This window comes from Streptomyces sp. NK15101 (assembly GCF_020400725.1).
In the GTDB taxonomy this organism is placed as follows: Bacteria; Actinomycetota; Actinomycetes; order Streptomycetales; family Streptomycetaceae; genus Streptomyces.
In genome coordinates this window covers 31,544-53,087 of sequence record NZ_JAINVG010000044.1, presented here as the reverse complement: position 1 = coordinate 53,087, position 21,544 = coordinate 31,544, and the positions used below count along the sequence as shown (strand labels likewise).

General features: G+C 71.7%; 17 protein-coding genes and 1 tRNA gene. 12 read left to right on the top strand and 6 right to left on the bottom strand.

Annotated features, from left to right (window positions below; genetic code table 11):
* The gene (gene pntB, locus K7G60_RS23115; protein WP_225802839.1) at window positions 1–1,419 is read left to right on the top strand and encodes a Re/Si-specific NAD(P)(+) transhydrogenase subunit beta; all 1,419 of its coding nucleotides are present in this window, start codon (window positions 1–3) and stop codon (window positions 1,417–1,419) included.
* Between the two features lie 116 nt (window positions 1,420–1,535).
* On the opposite strand, the gene K7G60_RS23110 is transcribed toward pntB, so the two are convergent.
* Entirely contained in the window at window positions 1,536–3,878 is a 2,343-nt protein-coding gene (locus K7G60_RS23110) for an ADP-ribosyltransferase domain-containing protein (protein ID WP_225802838.1), read from the bottom strand.
* 132 nt (window positions 3,879–4,010) lie between these two features.
* Here K7G60_RS23110 and K7G60_RS23105 point away from each other — a divergent pair, with 132 nt between their 5' ends.
* Together K7G60_RS23105 and K7G60_RS23100 are read left to right on the top strand one after the other, a co-directional pair.
* A complete protein-coding gene (locus tag K7G60_RS23105) occupies window positions 4,011–4,568 on the top strand; it encodes a PadR family transcriptional regulator (protein ID WP_225802837.1) in 558 nt (185 codons plus the stop codon).
* Between the two features lie 46 nt (window positions 4,569–4,614).
* A complete protein-coding gene (locus K7G60_RS23100) occupies window positions 4,615–6,339 on the top strand; it encodes an acyl-CoA dehydrogenase family protein (RefSeq protein ID WP_225802836.1) in 1,725 nt (574 codons plus the stop codon).
* 10 nt (window positions 6,340–6,349) lie between these two features.
* On the opposite strand, the gene K7G60_RS23095 is transcribed toward K7G60_RS23100, so the two are convergent.
* From K7G60_RS23095 to K7G60_RS23085, 3 genes are all read right to left on the bottom strand, one after another.
* The gene (locus K7G60_RS23095; protein ID WP_374115666.1) at window positions 6,350–6,688 is read right to left on the bottom strand and encodes an SCO0607 family lipoprotein; all 339 of its coding nucleotides are present in this window, start codon (window positions 6,686–6,688) and stop codon (window positions 6,350–6,352) included.
* Window positions 6,689–6,825: 137 nt separating this feature from the next.
* Window positions 6,826–7,698 (bottom strand): serine protease, encoded by an 873-nt coding sequence (locus K7G60_RS23090; RefSeq protein WP_225802835.1) that lies wholly within the window; start codon window positions 7,696–7,698, stop codon window positions 6,826–6,828.
* 164 nt (window positions 7,699–7,862) lie between these two features.
* Window positions 7,863–9,092, bottom strand: a complete 1,230-nt coding sequence (locus K7G60_RS23085; protein ID WP_225802834.1) for an alcohol dehydrogenase catalytic domain-containing protein — start codon at window positions 9,090–9,092, stop codon at window positions 7,863–7,865.
* A 195-nt stretch (window positions 9,093–9,287) separates the two neighbouring features.
* On the opposite strand from K7G60_RS23085, the gene K7G60_RS23080 reads away from it, so the two are divergent.
* On the top strand, window positions 9,288–9,446 hold the full coding sequence (locus K7G60_RS23080) for a hypothetical protein (protein ID WP_225802833.1): 159 nt from the start codon (window positions 9,288–9,290) through the stop codon (window positions 9,444–9,446).
* 114 nt (window positions 9,447–9,560) lie between these two features.
* Here K7G60_RS23080 and K7G60_RS23075 read toward each other — a convergent pair whose 3' ends face one another.
* Entirely contained in the window at window positions 9,561–9,872 is a 312-nt protein-coding gene (locus K7G60_RS23075; protein WP_225802832.1) for an STAS domain-containing protein, read from the bottom strand.
* A gap of 197 nt (window positions 9,873–10,069) precedes the next feature.
* Here K7G60_RS23075 and K7G60_RS23070 point away from each other — a divergent pair, with 197 nt between their 5' ends.
* The 7 genes from K7G60_RS23070 (at window position 10,070) to recQ (ending at window position 17,482) form a co-directional block, all read left to right on the top strand.
* A complete protein-coding gene (locus K7G60_RS23070; protein WP_225802831.1) occupies window positions 10,070–10,348 on the top strand; it encodes a polyprenyl synthetase in 279 nt (92 codons plus the stop codon).
* A complete protein-coding gene (locus tag K7G60_RS23065) occupies window positions 10,338–11,393 on the top strand; it encodes a polyprenyl synthetase family protein (RefSeq protein WP_225802830.1) in 1,056 nt (351 codons plus the stop codon). Before K7G60_RS23070 ends, K7G60_RS23065 begins: the two co-directional genes overlap by 11 nt.
* Window positions 11,394–11,437: 44 nt before the next feature.
* A complete protein-coding gene (locus K7G60_RS23060; RefSeq protein ID WP_225802829.1) occupies window positions 11,438–12,601 on the top strand; it encodes an oxygenase MpaB family protein in 1,164 nt (387 codons plus the stop codon).
* A gap of 109 nt (window positions 12,602–12,710) precedes the next feature.
* A tRNA-Leu gene (locus K7G60_RS23055) sits at window positions 12,711–12,795 on the top strand.
* A gap of 129 nt (window positions 12,796–12,924) precedes the next feature.
* Entirely contained in the window at window positions 12,925–13,392 is a 468-nt protein-coding gene (locus tag K7G60_RS23050; RefSeq protein ID WP_225802828.1) for a hypothetical protein, read from the top strand.
* Window positions 13,393–13,501: 109 nt separating this feature from the next.
* Window positions 13,502–15,319 (top strand): ABC transporter ATP-binding protein, encoded by a 1,818-nt coding sequence (locus K7G60_RS23045; RefSeq protein ID WP_225802827.1) that lies wholly within the window; start codon window positions 13,502–13,504, stop codon window positions 15,317–15,319.
* A gap of 87 nt (window positions 15,320–15,406) precedes the next feature.
* Entirely contained in the window at window positions 15,407–17,482 is a 2,076-nt protein-coding gene (gene recQ / locus K7G60_RS23040) for a DNA helicase RecQ (protein ID WP_225802826.1), read from the top strand.
* Window positions 17,483–17,549: 67 nt separating this feature from the next.
* Here recQ and K7G60_RS23035 read toward each other — a convergent pair whose 3' ends face one another.
* Window positions 17,550–18,836, bottom strand: a complete 1,287-nt coding sequence (locus tag K7G60_RS23035; RefSeq protein WP_225802825.1) for a YhgE/Pip domain-containing protein — start codon at window positions 18,834–18,836, stop codon at window positions 17,550–17,552.
* Window positions 18,837–19,015: 179 nt separating this feature from the next.
* Here K7G60_RS23035 and K7G60_RS23030 point away from each other — a divergent pair, with 179 nt between their 5' ends.
* Window positions 19,016–21,529 (top strand): ATP-dependent Clp protease ATP-binding subunit, encoded by a 2,514-nt coding sequence (locus K7G60_RS23030; protein WP_225802824.1) that lies wholly within the window; start codon window positions 19,016–19,018, stop codon window positions 21,527–21,529.
* Window positions 21,530–21,544: the final 15 nt, after the last annotated feature.

Sequence of the window (21,544 nt, the reverse complement as noted above, 5' to 3'; positions counted from 1 at the left end):
ATGTCTGCGACCCTCGCCGCACAGGCGGCCTACCTCGTTGCCGCGCTGCTGTTCATCCTGGCGCTGGCAGGACTCTCCAAGCACGAGTCGGCACGGCTCGGCAACGCGTTCGGCATGCTCGGCATGGGCGTCGCGCTCGTCGCGACGATCGTGCTCGCGATCGACGGCGACATCAGCGGCGCCGGCCTCGGCCTGATGGCCGTGGCGATGCTGATCGGCGCGCTGATCGGTCTGCAGCGTGCCCGCGGCGTCGAGATGACCGGCATGCCCGAACTGATCGCGCTGCTGCACTCCTTCGTCGGTCTGGCGGCCGTGCTGGTCAGCTGGAACGGCTACCTGAACGTCGAGCACGAGCCCGACGGGCACGAGGCCGTGGCCCTGGACGCGCTCGGCACGCTGGGCATCCACCACGCCGAGGTGATCATCGGCCTCTTCATCGGCGCGGTGACCTTCACCGGCTCGATCGTGGCCAACCTGAAGCTCTCGGCGAGGATCAGCTCCAAGCCGCTGGTGCTGCCGGGCAAGAACGCGCTGAACCTCGGCGCGCTAGGCCTCTTCGTCGCCCTGACGGTGTGGTTCGTGATCGCGCCGGAGCTGTGGCTGCTGATCACCGTGACGGTCCTGGCGCTCGCCCTGGGCTGGCACCTGGTGGCCTCGATCGGCGGCGGCGACATGCCGGTCGTGGTCTCGATGCTCAACAGCTACTCCGGCTGGGCCGCGGCGGCCTCCGGCTTCCTGCTCGGCAACGACCTGCTGATCATCACCGGCGCGCTGGTCGGCTCCTCCGGTGCCTACCTGTCCTACATCATGTGCAAGGCGATGAACCGCTCGTTCATCTCCGTCATCGCCGGCGGCTTCGGCATCGAGGCGCCCTCGGGCTCGGACGTCGACTACGGCGACCACCACGAGATCACCGCCCAGAGCGCCGCCGAACTCCTCGGCGCGGCCCGGTCCGTGGTCATCACGCCCGGCTACGGCATGGCCGTGGCACAGGCGCAGTACCCGGTCGCGGAGCTCACCTCGAAGCTGCGCGCGAAGGGCGTCGACGTACGGTTCGGCATCCACCCGGTCGCCGGCCGCCTCCCCGGCCACATGAACGTGCTGCTCGCCGAGGCCAAGGTGCCGTACGACATCGTGCTCGAGATGGACGAGATCAACGAGGACTTCGCCGACACCGACGTCGTCCTCGTGATCGGCGCCAACGACACGGTCAACCCGGCCGGCGCCGAGGACCCCAGCAGCCCGATCGCCGGCATGCCGGTCCTCACCGTCTGGGAGGCGAACAAGGTCATCGTCTTCAAGCGCTCGATGGCCTCCGGCTACGCGGGCGTGCAGAACCCGCTGTTCTTCCGCGAGAACACCTCCATGCTCTTCGGCGACGCGAAGGAACGGGTCGAGGACATCGTCAGCGCGCTCTGACCCGCGGGGCCGGAACCCGTCGGGCCCCTCCTGGGCCGAGCACGGCCCAGGAGGGGCCCGTCACAGGTCGTCCGGCGTTCCGTCGACGGCCGGACCGCAGCCGTCGGGCAGGTTGCCTACGACACCAGCCCCTGGCCCTCCAGTTCGGTGAGGCGCACGGTGCACAGGCCGCCGCGCTCGGTCTTCACGTCCGTCACCTTCAGCTGGGTGCCCGGGGTGAGGATGTACTCCTCCTCGCCCGTGAACGCGGAGAACCGCCGGATCCCCACCGCACGCGCCGGCGTCACCTCGAACAGCGTCCGCCGGCCGCGGCTCCCGAGGAAGGCCCGGGCCACGCTCGGCTCGGACGTGCACGACGAGACGCCCCACCACGTCACCGTGCGCCCCAGCGGGTACTGCGACCGCAGGTCGAGCGCCACACCGCGCCACAGCGGCCGCGTCTGCGGCGGCAGCTCGGCGACGGCCGAGAACAGCAGACGCAGGTACGGCAGGTACGGCACGAGGCGCTCCCGGTCCGGGGACCGCAGCACGGCGTTGATCTCGCGGTAGAACGCCGACTCGCAGGTGTACAGGTACAGCGCCGAGATCGCGTCGGCGGACAGACCGCCCGCGGCCCCCGCCTCCGTCGCCTTCGCCTCCGCGAACCGGCTCGACCGCTCCACGTACCGGTCCAGGTTCGCGAGCACCCGCGTCACCGGCTCGACGGCCTTCCGGAAGTCCATCACCGGCGTGTCGAACACCCCGGTGATCGGAGGCAGGACGAGCCCCTCGTCCTTGACGCTCGTCAGCCGCTCCAGATAGAGCTGGTGCAGCTCCATCGTCGACGCGATGAACGCGCCCATGCGCTCCGCGACACCGCCGCCGCCGGTCCCGCCGGTCCCGGCCGGGGCCTGATCCCAGCCCTTGGACGGCAGCCAGTCGACCGGCTCGGCCCCCACCGCCGCCAGGGCGCCGTTCACCTGGGCGAAGTGGTCCCCCTCGCAGAAGACGTCCCCCTGCGCCGCCGGGTTCACGTGGTCCAGGTGCCGGACCTCGACCCCCGGGTACTTCTTCTCCAGCCGCTGCACGACCCGCTTCAGGCTCCGGGCGTGCGCGCCCCACCAGGCGAACACCACCCCGCGGTCCTCCTCCGAGGCGTCCTGCTTCGCCCGGAGGATCTCCTCGACGATCTGCTCGGCCACGGGCCGCCAGAAGGACGTGTGCTGCTCGGTCGGCACGGCCCCGTCCGCGCTCGCCGTGAGGGACGCGTTCAGCAGGAGCACACCCTGGGTGAGCATCGCCTGGAACCACTCCGGCGGCTGAACCGTGTCCTCCTTCTTCAACAGCGCCCGGACGTCGGCGATCGGCGTCTTCTTGGCGATGCCGTACTTCCACATCGCGGCCGCCTTGATGAGGCAGCGGATGCTGACCACCCGGCCGAACTGGCTGTCCTTCCAGTCGTGGAAGGTGTTGTCGAACATCGCGATGCCGGTCGCGCTCTCCGCCCGCGGATACGGGTTCTGCCCGAAGGCGACCACCTTCCACTTGTGCGGCGGATGCGGCTTCAGCGCCTGGAACGTCAGCTCGCGCACCGGAACCACCTCCGGGCTCCGCTTCGGCCCGATGAAGGCACCGGCCCCCGGCTGCGCCTCGATCACCGGGGCGAGCAGCGGCAGCCACGGCTCACCGCCGCCCGTGAACAGTTCGGCCAGCCCCAACGGATCCGAGGCCGCCGCGGCGGACGCCCCGGCCTGCCCCGGTGCCTCCGGGGCGGTGGCGGTGGACGCCCCGGCCTGCCCCGGTGCCTCCGGGGCCGTGACGGCCGGCGTCTGCTCCGGCACCTTGATCCGGACCCGCTGCGCCGGCCCCGCGCCCTCGATGTCGGCGAGCTGTCCGAGCACCGCGGCCCGCAACTCGTCGTAGTCCGCGAACCCGTGGTCGTGGAAGAGCGTGTATCCCGTCCACATCAGATTGGCGCACACCTGCGCCGGCACCCGGCCCGTCCGCGCGCCCATCCCGACGAGCGCCACCGACCGGATGCTGCCGGGCTTCGCCAGGTTCTGCAGGTGCACCGCCTGGAACGCCGCCGCGCACGCCAACGCCACGTTCATCGTGTCGCTGACGTTCTGCGAGGACTGCCGCATCGTCGGCGTCGAGATCAGATAACGGGGCACGGCCGCCCCGGACGGGACGCAGACCGCGCTGCCCACCGGCAGGCTCCCGCCGAACCGCTCGCGGATCGCCCGCTGCACCCGCACCTGGACACCCGCACCGAGGTGCCGCTTGACGACGGCGTCGACCCCGCCGTCCATCCGGCCCTTGGCGTTGGTGGGGGAGACCCACGCGTCGACGTCCACGTCGAGAACGGAACCCCGCCGGATCTCGACCCCGGGCGTGTCCGCGAACGCGGACCGCCAGGCCGTCACCACCTCGTCGTTGACGTCGACGAGAACGACCTTCAACGCACGCTCGACACCCACGAATTCCCCCTGTCAGGCGATCTTCCGAACGATCTCGAAGCTATCGCGCACCACTGACAACGCCCGTGAGCCGTGTCTCATCGAACCGGTCCACCCTTGCTATGCAACTCGTTGCATAGCAAGATCGAGGGCATGGCGCTCGACCACGCGATCCTCGTGTCCCTGCTCGAGAAGCCCGGATCCGGCTACGAGCTGGCCCGGCGCTTCGAGCGGTCCATCGGATACTTCTGGACCGCCACCCACCAGCAGATCTACCGCGTGCTCAAGCGCATGGAGAGCGACGGCTGGGTGGACGTCCGGGACGTGCCGCAGCAGGGGCGTCCCGACAAGAAGGAGTACTCCGTCGCGGGACCCGGCCGGGACGCGCTCTCCACGTGGCTGCACGAACCGATCGAGCCCGAGAGCGTGCGGCACGACCTCGCGGTGAAGATCCGGGGAGCCGCCTTCGACGATCCGGCCGCACTGATCGGCGAGGTCGAGCGGCACCGGCGGGCACACACCGATCGTCTGGAGCACTACCTCGCGGGCGAGGCGCGCGACTTCCCGCGGACCGCGGCGGACGGTCCGCTCGACGCCGAGCGGGAGCTCCAGCACGCCGTGCTGCGCGGCGGCATCGCGTACGAGCGGATGATGATCGCCTGGCTCGACGACGTCCTCGCCACGCTCGCCCGGTTCGAAGCCGGGCGCTGAAACCCCCTCACCATCCACCCCCATCCCGAGCCGAAAGGCGGACGTCATGGCCGACCCGCTGCTGTTCAACCCGCACACCTACGATCCCGTCCACTTCGACCCGGAGACCCGCAGGCTGCTGCGCGCCACCGTGGACTGGTTCGAGGCGCGCGGCAAGCGACGGATCATCGAGGACTACCGGACCCGCGCCTGGCTCGGCGACTTCCTCGCCTTCGCCGCGGAGGAAGGGCTCTTCGCGACCTTCCTGACGCCGTCCTCCGCCGCCGGCGAGGACGAGGGCGACAAGCGCTGGGACACCGCCCGCATCGCCGCGCTCAACGAGATCCTCGGTTTCTACGGCCTCGACTACTGGTACGCCTGGCAGGTCACCATCCTCGGCCTCGGCCCGGTCTGGCAGAGCGACAACGCCGCCGCCCGCGCCCGCGCCGCCGAACTCCTCTCCCAGGGGGAGGTGTTCGCCTTCGGCCTCTCCGAGAAGTCCCACGGCGCGGACATCTACTCCACCGACATGCTCCTGGAGCCCGACGGCGCGGGCGGCTTCCGCGCCACCGGCTCCAAGTACTACATCGGCAACGGCAACGCCGCCGGGCTCGTCTCCGTCTTCGGCCGCCGCACCGACGTCGAGGGTCCCGAGGGCTACGTCTTCTTCGCCGCCGACAGCCGCCACCCGGCGTACCACCTCGTCAAGAACGTCGTCGACTCGTCGAAGTTCGTCAGCGAGTTCCGTCTGGAGGACTACCCCGTCGCCGCGGAGGACGTCCTGCACACCGGGCGCGCCGCCTTCGACGCCGCCCTCAACACCGTCAACGTCGGCAAGTTCAACCTCTGCACCGCCTCCATCGGCATCTGCGAGCACGCGATGTACGAGGCCGTCACGCACGCGCAGAACCGCATCCTGTACGGCCGTCCGGTCACCGCCTTCCCGCACGTGCGGCGCGAGCTGACCGACGCGTACGTCCGGCTCGTCGGCATGAAGCTGTTCAGCGACCGCGCCGTCGACTACTTCCGCACCGCCGGTCCCGAGGACCGCCGCTACCTCCTCTTCAACCCGATGACGAAGATGAAGGTGACCACGGAGGGCGAGAAGGTCATCGACCTGATGTGGGACGTGATCGCCGCCAAGGGCTTCGAGAAGGACAACTACTTCGCGGAGGCCGCCGTGGAGATCCGCGGCCTGCCGAAGCTGGAGGGCACGGTCCACGTCAATCTGGCGCTGATCCTGAAGTTCATGCGCAACCACCTCCTCGACCCGGTCGCGTACGAGCCCGTCCCGACCCGCCTGGACGCGGCCGACGACGCGTTCCTCTTCCGGCAGGGCCCGGCGCGGGGCCTCGGCTCGGTCCGCTTCCACGACTGGCGGCCGGCCTACGAGGCGTACGCCCACGTGCCCAACGTGGCCCGCTTCCGCGAACAGGCCGACGCCCTCTGCGAGTTCGTGCTCAAGGCCGCCCCCGACGAGGAGCAGAGCCGCGACCTCGACCTGCTCCTCGCCGTCGGCCAGCTCTTCGCGCTCGTCGTCCACGGCCAGCTGGTCCTGGAGCAGGCCGCCCTGACCGGCCTCGACGAGGACGTCCTCGACGAGCTGTTCGCCGTCCTCGCCCGCGACTTCTCCGCGCACGCGGTCGAGCTGCACGGCAAGGACTCCGCGACCGAGCAGCAGCAGCTCTGGGCGCTCGGCGCCGTCCGGCGCCCCGTCGTCGACGAGGCGCGGTCGGGGCGCGTCTGGCAGCGCGTCGAGGCGCTGTCGGGCGCGTACGAGATGACGCCCTGAACCGGTCCCCTCATGCCCCGGGCCGGGTCGGCGTCACCCCTCCCGTCGTCCGGCCCTCGGCGTCCACGATGAGCGTGCTCCAGTACTTGTCCCACTTGTCGCCGACGTGCTCGGGCACCATGCCCTCGGGGTAGCGGACCCAGCCCTCCGGCGGCTCCTGGCCGTCGGCGACGCAGTCCTGGCCGTCGGTGTTGCCGACCGCCTTGACCGGGTAGCGGCCGGTGCCGCAGACCCGCTCCTGGCTCGTGCAGCCCGTCAGGAGGAGGGCCGCCACCCCCGCGGCCACCAGGCCGGGAAGGATGCGGTGGGGCTGACGGGGGCGTCGGGTCTGCTGCGTGGTCACTGTCACGGGCCTCTCTCGCTGGTGCACACAGTCTCGGCGAGCGTGAGGTCTCCGTGATGAGTACGCGTACTCAACCGGCCCTGAGCGGGGGGCCGTCTCCGCCGGCCGTCCGCCCGGGGCGGCCGGCGGAGACGGCAGGAGTGTCACGGCTTGGGCAGGACGCAGCCCGGGCGGTTGAGGTCGATCACGTTGCCGGCGCCGACGCAGGGGACGATCGTGTACGTCTGCTGGGCGTAGTTGATGCCCTGGCGGACGGTGACGGTGCCGTTCTCGTCGACCTCGCACGGGTTGTTCACGGTGCAGCTCTCACCGCTCTCGTTGCCCGTGTTGTTGACGGCGACGACCTTGCCGGTGGTCGTGTCGATCACGGGCGAACCGGACGTGCCGCCGATCGTGTTGCACGTCGAGGTGTAGCGGACCGAGTCCTTCCAGGTCCACCCGCCCTCCTTCAGGCGGTAGACGAAGCCGTCGACGGCGCAGCTGTAGATCCGCTTCCAGTACCCGGAGACCACCTTGATCGCCGAACCCTGGACCGGGTGGGCGTCGTCGAGGGTCAGGGCGCTGATGCCGTACGTGCTCTGGATCTGCGCGTACGTCTTGGTCAGCTGGTAGATCGAGATGTCCGTGTCGGTCATCGTGCCGTACGCGATCTTGCTCGCACGCAGCGTGCCGACACCGGTGCCGGCCGAGTTGAGCAGGGTGAACGAGCGGCTGGACCGCCGGTCCTTGATGACCTGGCCGGGCGCCGGCATGCCGGTCTCCAGGCAGTGGCCGTTGGAGAGGACGAGCGCGGGGTCGCTCGGCAGGGAGCTGGGCGTGCGGACGACGGAGCCGGAACAGTTGCTGAGCGCGACCGTTCCCGCGAAGTCGACGGCGGTCACGGCCTGGGCCCGGGGTGCGGAGGCCGGAGCCGGGGCCTGTGCGACCGTCTCCCGGGGTGTGGAGGCCGCGGCCGGAACCGCTGTCGCGCCTGCCAGGAGCAGGGCGAGCAGGGCGCCGGCGAGAGGCTTCTTCATGTGGGGGTTCCCCTCTGATGGCTGTGCAACCGAAGATCCTTCGGTTGTCATGCACATTCTTTGAAGGGGGAACCCCAACTGGCAAGACCGCGAACGGGGTTGAGGGGAAACGCGTCAGGGCCGCTTCGGAACGGTCCGAAGCGGCCCTGGGGGCGTGGCGGGGATCAGGCGGTCGGCGGCTCCCCGGCGGGGGCCTCGCCGTCCGGGAGGTGCGCGCCGGGGGAGAAGAGGATCTTCACGGCGCCGTCGCGCTTGGTCTGGAACATGTCGTACGCCTCGGGCGCCGCGTCCAGGGGCAGCCGGTGCGTGGCGAAGTCGTCCACGCCCAGGGGATCGTCGTCGGTGAGCAGGGGGAGCAGGTCGTCGACCCACCGCAGCACGTTCGCCTGACCCATGTGCAGCCGGATCTGCTTGTCGAACATGGCGAACAACGGCATCGGGTCCGCGGCGCCCCCGTACACCCCGGAGAGCGACACGGTTCCGCCGCGGCGCACCAGCTCGACCGCCAGGTGGAGCGCGGACAGCCGGTCCACCCCGAAGCGGCGCATCATGCGCCCGGCGAGCCCGTCCGGGAGCAGGGCGACCATCGTGTGCAGCCCCTTGGCGACCGGGGCGCCGTGCGCCTCCATGCCGACCGCGTCGATCACCGCGTCGGGACCCCGCCCGTCCGTGAGGTCCCGCACCCGGTCGATCAGATCGTCGTCGGACGAGTCCAGGACGTGCACCCCGCGGGCCGCCGCCCGGCCCCGCCGCTCGGCCACGGGGTCGATGCCGACGACGAGACCGGCGCCCCGCAGCAGGGCGATCCGCGCGGCCATGTCGCCGATCGGACCGAGACCGAGCACCGCGACCGAACCGCCCGGCGGCACCTCGGCGTACTCGACGGCCTGCCACGCCGTCGGCAGCACGTCCGAGAGGTAGACGAAGCGGTCGTCCGGCGGCCCGTCCGGCACCGGGATCGGCAGGGTGTCCCCGAACGGCACGCGCAGGTACTCGGCCTGGCCGCCCGGCACCTGCCCGTACAGCTTCGTGTAGCCGAACAGGGCGGCGCCCGTGTCGTACGCGTGCACCTGCGTGGTCTCGCACTGGGAGTGCAGCCCCCGCGAGCACATCGCGCAGGTGCCGCAGGACACGTTGAACGGCACCACGACCCGCGAGCCCGGCCGGAGCCGCCGCACCTCCGAGCCCACCTCCTCCACCACGCCCATCGGCTCGTGCCCGAGGACGTCGCCGGCGTCGAGGAACGGTCCGAGCACCTCGTAGAGATGCAGGTCGGAACCGCACAGCCCGCTCGACGTGATCCGGACGATCACGTCCGTGGGCTCCTGCAGCACGGGGTCCGGCACCTGCTCCACCGAGACCTTCCGCCGGCCCTGCCACGTGACGGCCTTCATGGTGGCCACCTTCCCGTCCGTCCGGGACGACGGACGCTCCCCCGTCCCGGAAGCTCGGCGATGTCGCTGCGGCGGCTACCCGGGGGGAGCGGGCCTACTCGCCCCGCCCCGGAGGAGTCGACCGTCCCGTGGTGGGTAGCCGCCTCGGCGAGACCCCGGTCGTGCGACCGGGCTCGACCCGAGGAGCCGGCCGCGATGAACACGCGGATCGACACCCACACCGACGACGGGATCCACAGTCACGATCCCACCCTGCGCACCTGCCGTCCCGCCCGGACGGGGCCGGAAGACCTGACAGCGGACGAGCGGGACGGCAGCGACCCGGAGCGGCACATCGTCCGCGGGGACGACTGACCACAGGCACTCCGTCACGCCACGGCCGCCGCACGCACCACGCGGCGGCCCGCCCGCGCCCTCCCGCCGCGGAGCGAGGCACGGAGCGGCGGGCCGTCTCGGTCCGACACGGTCTCAGTACGACACGGCCGGGCCCAGGACGAAGAGGCCCTCCGTGCCCGTGAGCTCCAGCAGCCGCACCATCTGATGGCTGGGCGCCGCGAGCCTGAGCGTGTGCCCCGAGACCCACGCCCGCTCCCTCGCGGCCAGCAGGGCGTTGAGCCCCGCGGAGTCGCAGAACGACGAGTTCTGCAGGTCGACGACGACCTCCGAGCCGGGGGGCGTCTCCTCGACGGCCCTCATGAGCGCGGTGCGCAGCTCCTCCGCGCTGTTGAGGTCCATGTCGCCGATCACACGGATCACGTACGGATCGTCACGGACTGCCATCGCAAGCCTCCTCGTACATCCGGCCCCTGCCCGGCACGGCCCGCTTCACGCCTGCCGCGGCCGGCCGTGTGGGAGTCCCGCGCGACTCGTACGCATCGTCGAGTGGATCACTCGTTGGTGAGTTCCGCCGCTCCGCCCGCCGGCCGGACGCCACGCTGGGGGGCGAAGGGCGGCAGGGGAGCGGGAGGGGAGCGGACGTGACGCGAGAACCGGGATCCCACGGGGGGCTGGACGAGCGGGCGGTGTTACTGGCGGCGGGTCTCGCCGATCTGGCGGTGAGCACCCTCGGCTCGGGCCTGGGGCTCGTGCGGGGGCTGCTGAGGCGGTCGGACACCGCCGAGATGGCGGCCGAGGCCGAGCGGGACCTGGAGGCGCGCGGCCGCCTCGTGCTCGACCGGTACACGTCCCCACCTCCGGCGCACCTGGAGGTTCTCGCCCGGCACGTGCTGGCGCGGCGGGCCGGCGATGACGGCTGAGCGGTGGGAGCCGGCCGCGTTCAAGGCGCGCGTCGACGGGGTGCTGCGGAATCACGTCGCCCTGGAGGCCGAGGAGCTCACGGCGGTCGACCCGGCCCTGGGCCCGGTGGCGGACCAGCTGGAGGCGGCGGTCGCGGACGGCAAACGGCTGCGGGCCGCGTTCTGCTACTGGGGCTGGCGGGCGGCCGGGCAGCCCGACAGCGACGCGCTGGTGCGGGCGGCGGCGTCCATGGAGCTCGTGCACGCGGCCGCCGTCGTGCACGACGACCTGATCGACGACAGCCCGCTGCGGCACGGCCGGCCCACCGCGCACATGGCCCTGCGCGGCGCGGTGGAGCACCATCCGCGGCCCGCCGCGGGAGCCCGGTCGCTCGCGATGCTGGTCGGCGACCTGCTCATGTCGCTCGCCGGGCAGCTCTTCGCCACCAGCGGCCTGCCCGCCGCCTACCTCGGCCGGGCCCGGCCGCTCTGGGCGGCGCTAGCCCGGGACCTCGTCGCGGGGGAGTCCCTGGAGATCCTGCGCACGGGCGCCGCCCCGGACACGGCGGCCTCGCTGAAGGTGATCCGCTACAAGACCGCCAAGTACACCGTCGAGCAGCCCCTGCTGATCGGCGGCGCCCTGGCCGGGGCGGGCGGCCGTCTGCGCGAGGGCTGTTCCGCGTACGGGCTGCCGCTGGGCGAGGCGTTCCAGCTGAGGGACGACCTGCTCGGCCTGTTCGGCGACCCCGGGGCCACCGGCAAGGCCGACGCCGACGACGTGCGCGGACACCGGCCCACGACCCTGCTCGCCGAGACCTGGCGGCTCGCGGGCGACGAGGAACGCGGACGGCTGCGGGAGCTGCTGGGCCGGCGCGAACCCGACGGGGACGCCCTGGAGGCCGTACGCGAGGTGATGCGGCGGCTGAAGGCGCCCGACCGGGTCGAGGCCATGATCACCGAGCGGGTCGATGAGGCCCTCCGCGCCCTCGACGGGCTGAACCTGTCCGCGGCCCCCGCCGCCGCGCTCACCGCCCTGGCGCACTCGGCCGCGGTCCGCCGTTCCTGACGCAGAACGACGCAGAACGACGCAGAACAAGGAGCCCCCTGCCCATGACCCCCACCGAGGCGTCCATGGACGCCCTGCGGCACGCCGGCGACGAACTCGCCGACGCCACGGTCGCCACCCTCTTCGAACGCGGGGAGGTCGGCACCTTCAACACCCTCATGCGGTACGTCTCCACCGCGGGCTCCCCCCTGCCGGACGGGCTGCCCGAGGTCGCCCGGGAGTACCTCCACGCCACGGGCACCCCGCCGTCCTGGGTGGACTGGGGAGAGATGGAGAAGGCCCGGCTGTTCTTCATCGACAACAACGTGCACATCTCCACCGCGCTCTCCTTCGCCTCCATGCCCGCCTGCTACCTCGTCCCGCACGTGGCGAAGCTGCTGTCGGCGACGCACGGCCTGAAGTACCCCTCCAAGCGGATGGCGGAGACCGGCCAGTTCACCGTCTACCTGATGCGGCCCGACGCCTTCGAGGCCGGCGGCCGCTTCGTCCCGGCCGCGCAGAAGGTCCGCCTGCTGCACGCCTCCATCCGGCACCACCTGCGGCGCGAGAACCGCTGGGACGTCGAGGCGTCGGGGGTGCCGATCTGTCAGGAGGACATGATCGGCGGGCAGATGTTCTTCTCGATGCTCGTCCTCGACAGCCTGCACCGCCTCGGCATCCACATGTCCTCCGAGGGGGCCGACGCCTACTACTACGCCTGGCGCGTGGTCGGCGCGATGCTGGGCGTCGACCAGGAGGCCGTACCGAAGACCCTCGACGAGGCCCGCCGCTTCCTCGACCTCTACATGATCCGCCACATGGGACCGTCCCCCGAGGGCGTCCACCTGACCCGGCAGCTCATCGACCTCTACGAGGAGGTCGTCCCCGGCACCTTCTTCGACCCGATCGTCTCCGCCCTCATCCGTCACCTCGTCGGCGACACCTGCGGCGACTGGCTGGAGGTCCCCCGCACGCCCTGGGACACCGTCGTGAAGGCCGTCCCCCACCTCCTCGGCGTCCTGGAGACCATCGAGGACCGCTCCCCGCTCGGCGCCTGGGCCCTGGACCGCCTCGGCCATCTCGCCACCGTCCTCGAACTGTCCTCCCTCACCCGCGGCCGCGTCATGCACTACGCCATCCCCGAACACCTCAAGAAGGACTACGGCCTCCCGACGGGACCGCCCCGCACCCGCCGCTGGACCCCGCCGGCCGCCACGGTCTCCCCATGACGCTCATGCCCACCCCCGCTGACCACCGGAAACGTGGGTGAAGAGCACCCCGAAGGCCTGGTAGATTGTTCTCTGTCGCCGCGGGGAAACCCCGGAACGACGATCACCCGTCCGGGTGGCGGAATGGCAGACGCGCTAGCTTGAGGTGCTAGTGCCCTTTATCGGGCGTGGGGGTTCAAGTCCCCCCTCGGACACAAGAAGAGCACCACGTGGTGGTCGGGATCACTCCCGGCCACCACGTGGTGTTTCCGCGCGTCGTCACACGTCACCGGGGGTGGCCGATGAGTCCGGGTGGTCCGCGCCTAACGGCGGTCGGGGTCCTGATGGTGCTGGCTCTGGTCGGCGGCTGCGGCGGCGTGACCGGACCGTCGGCCCGTTCGGCCTCGCAGCAACCGCCGGAGGCGAAGGTCGAGACGGACCGGGAGCCGGTGGAGAAGCGGTTCCCGCAGTTCGGGAGGTTCACCGGAGTCGAGTGGGCGGCGGCGCCCCTCGGCCGCGCGGATTCCCGCGCACCAGGGCCCACCGACGTCCGGCTCTCCGGCGTGGCGGCCCTCGCGAAGGCGGACGTCCGGCGGCTCGTCGAGGAGTACGACTGGGCGCCCGCCGAGGAGCCGCCGGACGTCCTGGGCGGCATCGCGCCCAGGGTGCCCGCGGGGACGGCATGGCGGACGAGCCGGGAGTTCACCTCCGAGGTCACCCGGGGCGCGTACACCGGCGAGTTCCACCTGGATCCCGCGGCGGGGCTCATGGTCTTCGACACCGTCAACGCGACGCCCGCCGAAGGCTCCTGACGGTCCGGGGTCCCGACCGGACGGTCGGACGAAAAATGCTTGGACCGAGCGGACGCCCGCACGGGAGACTCCTTTTGCTCACCTTCGGTACGACCACACAGGGTTGGGTATGGGATCACCTGAATCGCACGGAGGTTTGCCGAACAAAGGGTCGGTACTCCTTGCAGTCCGCTTCTACGGACGGGAACTGGTACGCCTCCGACGGCTGACCGCTCCCGCCCTGCTCCTGCCGGCACTCGGCAACATCGGCATCAACTACATCGCCCCTCTCATCGTCGCCAAGCTCGTCGGCCGCATCGCCGGCGACGGCAACGGCGGAGGGCTCGGCCCGCTCCTCCCGTACGTCCTCGGCTTCGCCGGCGTCCTGCTGCTGGGAGAAGCCCTGTGGCGCGTCGGGCTGCACTGCCTGAACCGCCTCGACGCGCGGGGCATCGAGAACCTCTACGTCATCGGCATGGACGAACTGTTCGCCAAGGACGCCGCGTTCTTCCACGACAACTTCGCCGGCTCGCTGACCAAGCGGGTCCTCAGCTTCGCCTCCCGTTTCGAGGAGTGCGTCGACACCCTGACCTTCTCCGTCATGGGCAGCTTCGTGCCGCTGGTCTTCGCCTCGGTGGTGCTCTGGCAGTACGACCCGCTGCTCGTGGCCGGACTCCTGCTCCTCATCACGGTCACCGGCGTGGGCGTGACACCCCTGATCCGGCGCCGTCAGGCGCTCGTCGCCCAGCGCGAACAGGCGATCGCCCGCGTCTCGGGCCACGTCGCCGACAGCCTGACCAACATGGACACGGTCCGGGCCTTCGGCGCCGAGCGGCGCGAGGCCGCCGAACACCGCTCCCGCGTCGCGGAGTCACGTCGGCTCACCCTGCGCTCCTGGGACTACGGCAACCTCCGCATCGACACGCTCGTCGCGCCGATGTCCGTCCTGACGAACCTCCTCGGACTCGTCCTCGCCGTCGCCCTCGGCGGCGGGGAGCACGGCGTGGAGGCCGTCATCGTCGCCTTCACGTACTACGCCAACGCCACCCGGATCATGTTCGAGTTCAACCAGATCTACCGGCGCCTGGAAAGCTCGATGACGGAGGCCGCGCAGTTCACCGAACTCCTCCTCGACAAGCCGACCGTCCTCGACCCGGAGTCCCCGGAGCCCCTCCGGCCCGAGGACGCGAAGGTGCGGTTCGAGAAGGTGACCTTCGCCCACGCGGGCGCGAAGCCGCTCTTCGAGGGCCTCGACCTGGACGTGCCCAGCGGCGCGAAGATCGGATTCGTCGGCCGGTCCGGAGGCGGCAAGACCACCCTCACCCGCCTGCTCCTGCGGATGACCGACATCGACGGCGGCCGGATCACGATCGGCGGCCAGGACATCAGCCGGCTCAAGCAGACCGACCTGCGCAGCCTGATCGCGTACGTGCCGCAGGACCCCGCCATGTTCCACCGCACCCTGCGGGAGAACATCGCCTTCGCCCGGCCGGAGGCCACCGAGGCCGAGATCCGGCGCGCGGCCGAGGCGGCGCACGTCACGGAGTTCGCGGACGCCCTCCCCGAGGGCTTCGACACCATGGTCGGCGAGCGGGGCGTGAAGCTGTCCGGCGGCCAGCGCCAGCGGGTCGCCCTCGCCCGGGCGATCCTCCGCGACGCCCCGATCCTGCTGCTCGACGAGGCGACCAGCGCCCTGGACTCGGAGAGCGAGATCCTCGTGCAGGACGCGCTGTGGCGGCTCATGGAGGGGCGGACGGCGCTCGTGGTCGCCCACCGGCTGAGCACGGTGGCCACCATGGACCGGCTCGTCGTCCTCGACCGCGGACGGATCGTCGAACAGGGCACGCACCAGGAGCTGCTCACCGCCGAGGGCGCCTACGCGAAGCTGTGGCAGCACCAGTCGGGCGGCTTCATCGACGACGCCCCCGCGGCGGCCGGCCTGCGGTGATGTCGGTCCGGGGCGTCGGAAGGAGGGTTGTCCACAGGTTGTCCCGGGCGGGGCCGGGGTGTCGGTGCGGACGGCTAGGCTTCGAGAATGGTCCTTTCCGACGCCCCTGCCGCCTCCGCCGAGACCTCCGACGCCGCTCGGGTGCTCCACCGTGTCTTCGGATACAGCTCCTTCCGCGGGAAGCAGCAGGAGATCATCGAGCAGGTCGTCGGCGGCGGCGACGCGCTCGTCCTGATGCCGACGGGCGGCGGCAAGTCGCTCTGCTACCAGATCCCGGCCCTCGTCAGAGCGGGCACGGGCGTCGTGATCTCGCCCCTGATCGCCCTGATGCAGGACCAGGTGGACGCGCTCCGGGCGCTCGGGGTGCGGGCCGGCTTCCTGAACTCGACGCAGGACCCGTACGAGCGGCAGGCCGTCGAGCAGGCCTTCCTCGCGGACGAGCTGGACCTGCTCTACCTGGCCCCCGAGCGGCTCCGCACGGAGGGCACCCAGCGGCTCCTCGACCGGGGCACGGTGTCGCTCTTCGCGATCGACGAGGCGCACTGCGTCGCCCAGTGGGGCCACGACTTCCGGCCCGACTACCTCGCCCTCTCCATGCTCCACGAGCGGTGGCCGAAGGTGCCGCGGATCGCGCTGACGGCGACGGCCACCGAGGCCACCCACGCCGAGATCGCGAAGCGACTGGGCCTGGAGGACGCCCGCCACTTCGTCGCCGGCTTCGACCGGCCGAACATCCAGTACCGCATCGTCCCGAAGAACAACCCGCTCAAGCAGCTCCTGGAGCTGATCAGGACCGAGCACGACGGGGACGCGGGCGTCGTCTACTGCCTCTCGCGGGCCTCGGTGGAGAAGACGGCGGCCGCCCTCGTGGAGCACGGCATCGACGCCGTCCCGTACCACGCTGGCATGGACGCCCGGACGCGCGCGGCGAACCAGGCCCGCTTCCTGCGTGAGGACGGGGTCGTCGTGGTGGCGACCATCGCCTTCGGCATGGGCATCGACAAGCCGGACGTGCGCTTCGTGGCCCACCTCGACCTGCCCAAGTCGGTCGAGGGCTACTACCAGGAGACCGGCCGCGCCGGCCGCGACGGGGAGCCGGCCACGGCGTGGCTGGCGTACGGCCTCCAGGACGTCGTCCAGCAGCGCAAGCTCATCGACGGCTCCGAGGGCGACGAGACGCACCGCCGCTCCCTGGCCATGCACCTGGACGCCATGCTCGCCCTCTGCGAGACGGTCGACTGCCGCCGCGTGCGGCTCCTCGAGTACTTCGGGCAGTCCGGCAAGCCCTGCGGCAACTGCGACACCTGCCTGACGCCGGGGGAGTCCTGGGACGGGACCGTCGCCGCGCAGAAGCTGCTGTCCACGGTGTGGCGGCTGGCGAAGGAACGGCGGCAGAAGTTCGGCGCCGGCCAGATCATCGACATCCTCCAGGGCAAGAAGACGGCCAAGGTCATCCAGTTCGACCACGACCAGCTGTCCGTCTTCGGCGTCGGGTCGGACCTGGGCACCGCCGAGTGGCGCGGCGTCGTCCGCCAGCTCCTCGCGCAGCGGCTGCTCGCGGTGGAGGGCGACTACGGGACGCTCGTGCTCACCGAGGACAGCGGCGAGGTGCTCGGCGGCCGCCGCCAGGTCCAGATGCGCAAGGAGAAGGCGGCCGCCCCCTCCCGCAAGGAGCCCGGGGCCCGCTCCGGGAAGGGCGCGCGCGTGCCGGTCGACCTGCCCCCGGCCGCCGTGCCGGTCTTCGAGGCCCTCCGTGCCTGGCGGGCCGCGACGGCGCGCGAGCAGGGCGTGCCGGCGTACGTCGTCTTCCACGACGCGACGCTCCGCGAGATCGCGACCCGTCTGCCCGCCGGCGTCGAGGAGCTCGGCACCATCGGCGGCGTCGGCGAGGCCAAGCTCGCCAAGTACGCCGAGGGCGTCCTCGCCACCCTGGCGCAGTCCGGCGGCGCGGATCCCGACGGTGCCACCGGGTCCTCCGCGCCCGCCGGCCCGCCCGCATCCGCGCCCCCGCCGCCCGCCGCCGCGGCAGCGTCCGGTGCCGCAGCCCCGGCCGCCTCCGTGCCGTCGGCGCGCAGGGCGGAGCCGGACGTTCCGTCGTTCTACGACGAGGAGCCGCCGTGGGACGAGGACGGGCTCGAACCGCCGTGGGACGAGGACGAGTAGCCCGGGTCGGCCCGGGCGTCGGAGGCCGTGCCGGAGACGTCCGGCCCGGCCTTCGGCCGGTTTCCGCTCACTCGGGCTGCGGCGTGAGGCGGCGCAGCCCCCTGCGGTCGTAGTAGTGGGTCATGACGAAGCCGAAGGCCAGGGCCCCCACCGTGCCGACCGCGATCATGATCCAGCCGCGGGCGAGCCCCGCGTCGGCCTGGGCGTCGAAGTACAGGATGGACCGGACGCCCGAGCTGAGCTGGTGCATCGGCTCGAAGATCCCCAGGAAGCGGTAGAAGGCGGGGGTGGCCTCCAGGGGGACGGTCGCCCCGGAGGAGGGGAGGGCCAGCGCGATGAAGACGAACATGGACACGAGCTGGCCGATGCCGCCGAAGGCGGCGTTGATGGCCTGGACGCCGAGGCCGACGGCGACCGTCGCGCAGTAGGAGAAGAGCCAGAGCATCGGCAGGTGGTCGGCGTCCATGCCCAGGATCCCGATGGTGGCGACCATGACGAGCGTGGTGGTCAGGAGCGCGATCCCGGCGGTCATCAGCATCTTCAGGACGAGCGTCTGGGTGCGGCTGACGGGGACGGTCGGACGGCGGGTGTGCCAGGGCCCGATCTCGCTGTCGGCGTAGCCGAGCGCGGTGTCGACGCCGCTGTGGATCATGTTGCCGCCGATGAAGCCGCCCAGGACGAGCAGCAGCGTGTAGTAGAAGGCGGTCAGACCCAGGCCGCTGTGCCGGCCGATCGGATGGCCGACGCGGGTGACGACCGCGACGGGGTCGGACAGGAGCACCCGCGTGGTCGGCGCGGCGGAGGTGGCCGAGAGCTGTCTGCCGATGGTCAGCGAGGCCCGGTGGGCCGCGCTCTGGTTGATCTGGGACGCCAGGGACGAGCCCAGGCTGCCGAGGCCGGGGTTGGTGAGCACGGTCAGGGTCGGGCGGACCGTCGCCCGGTTCGTGGTCAGGGCGGCGACGGACGCGGTGAAGTCCGCCGGGACGACCAGGGCGCCGAAGACCTTGCCCGAGGCCAGCGCGTCCTGGGCCGCCGCGCGGTCGAGGCGGCGCCAGTCGACGGCCTTCGACGGGCCCGTCGAGACGATCGAGTCGGTGATCTGCTTCCCCAGGTTCTCCCGCTGCCCCGGCAGCGGGCGGCCCTCGTCCTCGTCGACCAGGGCGATGGGCAGCCGGTCCAGGTGGTCGCTCGGGCTGAGGATGCCGCCCATGTAGAGGAGCGACAGCAGCAGCGACACCAGGGCGCACAGGACGGTCGGTACGAGCCACAGCTTGGCGTGCCGTACGAGCGCGGAGGCGCGGACCTGGGGGCCGGGGGCCGGATCCGGGGCGTTCGGGGAGAGCGCGGAGGTCATGGGGCCATCGTCGGCGGACGGAGCCGCAATCCGGGCATTTCGGGCGCCCGTTCGGGGCGGCGTGTCGGCTTCCGCCCGGGGCGGCGTGCCGGGCGGACCGCCGGTCCCGCTCCGATTGCGGAGCAGTCGGCGCCGGGTTTGAGTGGGTAAGACCCTCTTTCGCCCCTTCAGGAGCTGCCATGTCGATGGCGTTCGGTTCACCCTTCGGTTCGTCGGATCCGTTCAGCGACCTGTTCAACCGGTTCTTCGGCATGTCGCCGGCCTCGTCGCCCCCCGCGGTGCAGCGCGTGCCCATCGGGCGGCTGCTGACCGAGTCCGCCCACGAACTGCTGAACACGGCCGCGCGCAGGGCCGACGAGGACGGCAGCTCCGACCTCGACACCGAACACCTCCTGTGGGCGGCGACCCAGATCGAGCCGACCCGCCGGCTCCTCTCCCAGGGCGGGGTGAACCCCGACCAGCTCGCCGACCGGCTCGCCAAGGTCCTCCCCCGGGAGGCCGCCGAACCGTCCGCCGAACCCGGCCTCACCCCGGCGGCCAAGCGGACCCTCGCCACCGCCCACGCCTACTCGCAGGCGGCCGGCGTCTCCTACATCGGCCCCGAGCACATCCTCAGCGCCCTCCTCGGCGACGCCGACTCCGGCGCCTCCCGCTTCCTGCGGGCCGAGGACCTGGACGTGAAGAAGCTGCGCGGCCTCACCGACCAGTCGGCCCGCCCGGAGCAGGGCGGCGCCCCCGCCGCCGCGAAACAGCCGGCCACGACCCTCGACGAGTACGGCCGGGACCTGACGGAGGAGGCCAGGGCGGGGAGGCTCGACCCCGTCGTCGGCCGGGCCGACGAGATCGAGCAGACCATCGAGATCCTCTCCCGGCGCTCCAAGAACAACCCCGTCCTCATCGGCGAGCCCGGCGTCGGCAAGACCGCCATCGTGGAGGGCCTCGCCCAGCGCATCGTCGCGGACGAGGTCCCCGACACCCTGAAGGGCAAACGGGTCGTCTCCCTGGACCTGTCCGGCATGGTGGCCGGAGCGCAGTACCGGGGACAGTTCGAGGAACGCCTCAAGAAGGTCATCGAGGACGTCCAGGAGGCGAGCGGCGACATCATCCTCTTCATCGACGAGCTGCACACGGTCGTCGGCGCCGGCGCCACCGGCGAGGGCTCGATGGACGCGGGCAACATGCTCAAGCCCGCCCTCGCGCGCGGCGAACTGCACGTCGTGGGCGCCACCACCATCGACGAGTACCGCAAGCACATCGAGAAGGACGCCGCCCTCGAACGCCGCTTCCAGCCCGTCCTGATCCCGGAACCCACCGTCGAGGAGACCGTGCAGATCCTCGAAGGACTGCGGGACGCCTACGAGGCCCACCACCAGGTCCGCTTCGCCGACGGCGCCCTCGCCGCGGCGGCCGAGCTCTCCGACCGCTACATCAGCGACCGCTTCCTGCCCGACAAGGCCATCGACCTGATGGACCAGGCCGGCGCGCGGGTACGGCTCCGCAGCGGCGGCCGCTCCACCGAGGTCGTCAGCCGCGAGGACGAGCTCGCCAAGCTGGGGCGCGAGAAGGACCAGGCCGTCGCCCGCGAGGACTTCGAGAAGGCCAAGGAGATCAAGGAGCAGATGGCCGAGATCGAGGGCGAGCTCGCCGGGATCGAGGAGCGCCGCGAGGGCGTCGTCTCGGTCACGGCCTCCGACATCGCCGACATCGTCTCCCGCCGCACCGGCATCCCCGTCTCGCAGCTCACCGCCAGTGAGAAGGAGAGGCTCCTCAAGCTGGAGGAGGAGATGCACGCCCGGATCGTCGGCCAGGACGAGGCGGTCACCGCCGTCTCCGAGGCCGTGCGCCGCAACCGGGCCGGCATGGGCGACCCGAACCGGCCCGTCGGATCCTTCCTCTTCCTCGGACCCACGGGCGTCGGCAAGACCGAACTCGCCAAGACCCTCGCCGAGCTGCTCTTCGGCGCCGAGGACCGCATGATCCGGTTCGACATGAGCGAGTTCCAGGAGAAGCACACGGTCGCCCGGCTCGTCGGCGCGCCCCCCGGATACGTCGGCTACGAGGAGGCCGGCCAGCTCACCGAGAAGGTCCGCCGCCAGCCGTACAGCGTCGTGCTCTTCGACGAGGTCGAGAAGGGACACCCCGACGTCTTCAACACGCTGCTCCAGATCCTCGACGACGGGCGCCTCACGGACGGACAGGGCCGCACGGTCGACTTCCGCCACTGCGTCGTCATCATGACGTCCAACATCGGCGCCCACCGCATCCTCGCGCACGAAGGCGACGCAGCCGAACTCAAGGACGAGCTGATGGAGGACCTGCGGGGACGCTTCCTGCCCGAGTTCCTCAACCGCATCGACGACATCATCGTCTTCCACAGCCTCACCGAGAAGGACCTGTCGGAGATCGTCGACCACCTCCTCGACCGCAGCAAGCACCGCGTCCACGCCCAGGGCATGACCCTGGAGGTCACCGAGGCGGCCAAGAAGCTGCTCGTCGCCCACGGCTACCAGCCGGCCTTCGGTGCCCGGCCGCTGCGCCGCACGATCCAGACTGAACTCGACAACCGCGTCGCCACCCTCCTCCTCGGCGGCGAGGCGGACCCCGGCGACACGATCGTCGCGGACGTCGTCGACGACTCGCTGCACTGCACGGTCCGCAAGCACGAGGGCGCGGGCAGCACCGCCGTGGCCTGACGGCCGCCGCGCGAG

Coding starts and splice junctions, on each gene's coding strand:
- pntB (WP_225802839.1), top strand. CDS start 1: ATGTCTGCGACCCTCGCCGCACAGGCGGCCTACCTCGTTGCCGCGCTG.
- K7G60_RS23080 (WP_225802833.1), top strand. CDS start 9,288: ATGAACACGCGGATCGACACCCACACCGACGACGGGATCCACAGTCAC.
- K7G60_RS23045 (WP_225802827.1), top strand. CDS start 13,502: ATGGGATCACCTGAATCGCACGGAGGTTTGCCGAACAAAGGGTCGGTA.
- K7G60_RS23035 (WP_225802825.1), bottom strand. CDS start 18,836: ATGACCTCCGCGCTCTCCCCGAACGCCCCGGATCCGGCCCCCGGCCCC.
- K7G60_RS23050 (WP_225802828.1), top strand. CDS start 12,925: ATGGTGCTGGCTCTGGTCGGCGGCTGCGGCGGCGTGACCGGACCGTCG.
- K7G60_RS23030 (WP_225802824.1), top strand. CDS start 19,016: ATGTCGATGGCGTTCGGTTCACCCTTCGGTTCGTCGGATCCGTTCAGC.
- K7G60_RS23085 (WP_225802834.1), bottom strand. CDS start 9,092: ATGAAGGCCGTCACGTGGCAGGGCCGGCGGAAGGTCTCGGTGGAGCAG.
- K7G60_RS23090 (WP_225802835.1), bottom strand. CDS start 7,698: ATGAAGAAGCCTCTCGCCGGCGCCCTGCTCGCCCTGCTCCTGGCAGGC.
- K7G60_RS23075 (WP_225802832.1), bottom strand. CDS start 9,872: ATGGCAGTCCGTGACGATCCGTACGTGATCCGTGTGATCGGCGACATG.
- K7G60_RS23100 (WP_225802836.1), top strand. CDS start 4,615: ATGGCCGACCCGCTGCTGTTCAACCCGCACACCTACGATCCCGTCCAC.
- recQ (WP_225802826.1), top strand. CDS start 15,407: ATGGTCCTTTCCGACGCCCCTGCCGCCTCCGCCGAGACCTCCGACGCC.
- K7G60_RS23060 (WP_225802829.1), top strand. CDS start 11,438: ATGACCCCCACCGAGGCGTCCATGGACGCCCTGCGGCACGCCGGCGAC.
- K7G60_RS23065 (WP_225802830.1), top strand. CDS start 10,338: ATGACGGCTGAGCGGTGGGAGCCGGCCGCGTTCAAGGCGCGCGTCGAC.
- K7G60_RS23105 (WP_225802837.1), top strand. CDS start 4,011: ATGGCGCTCGACCACGCGATCCTCGTGTCCCTGCTCGAGAAGCCCGGA.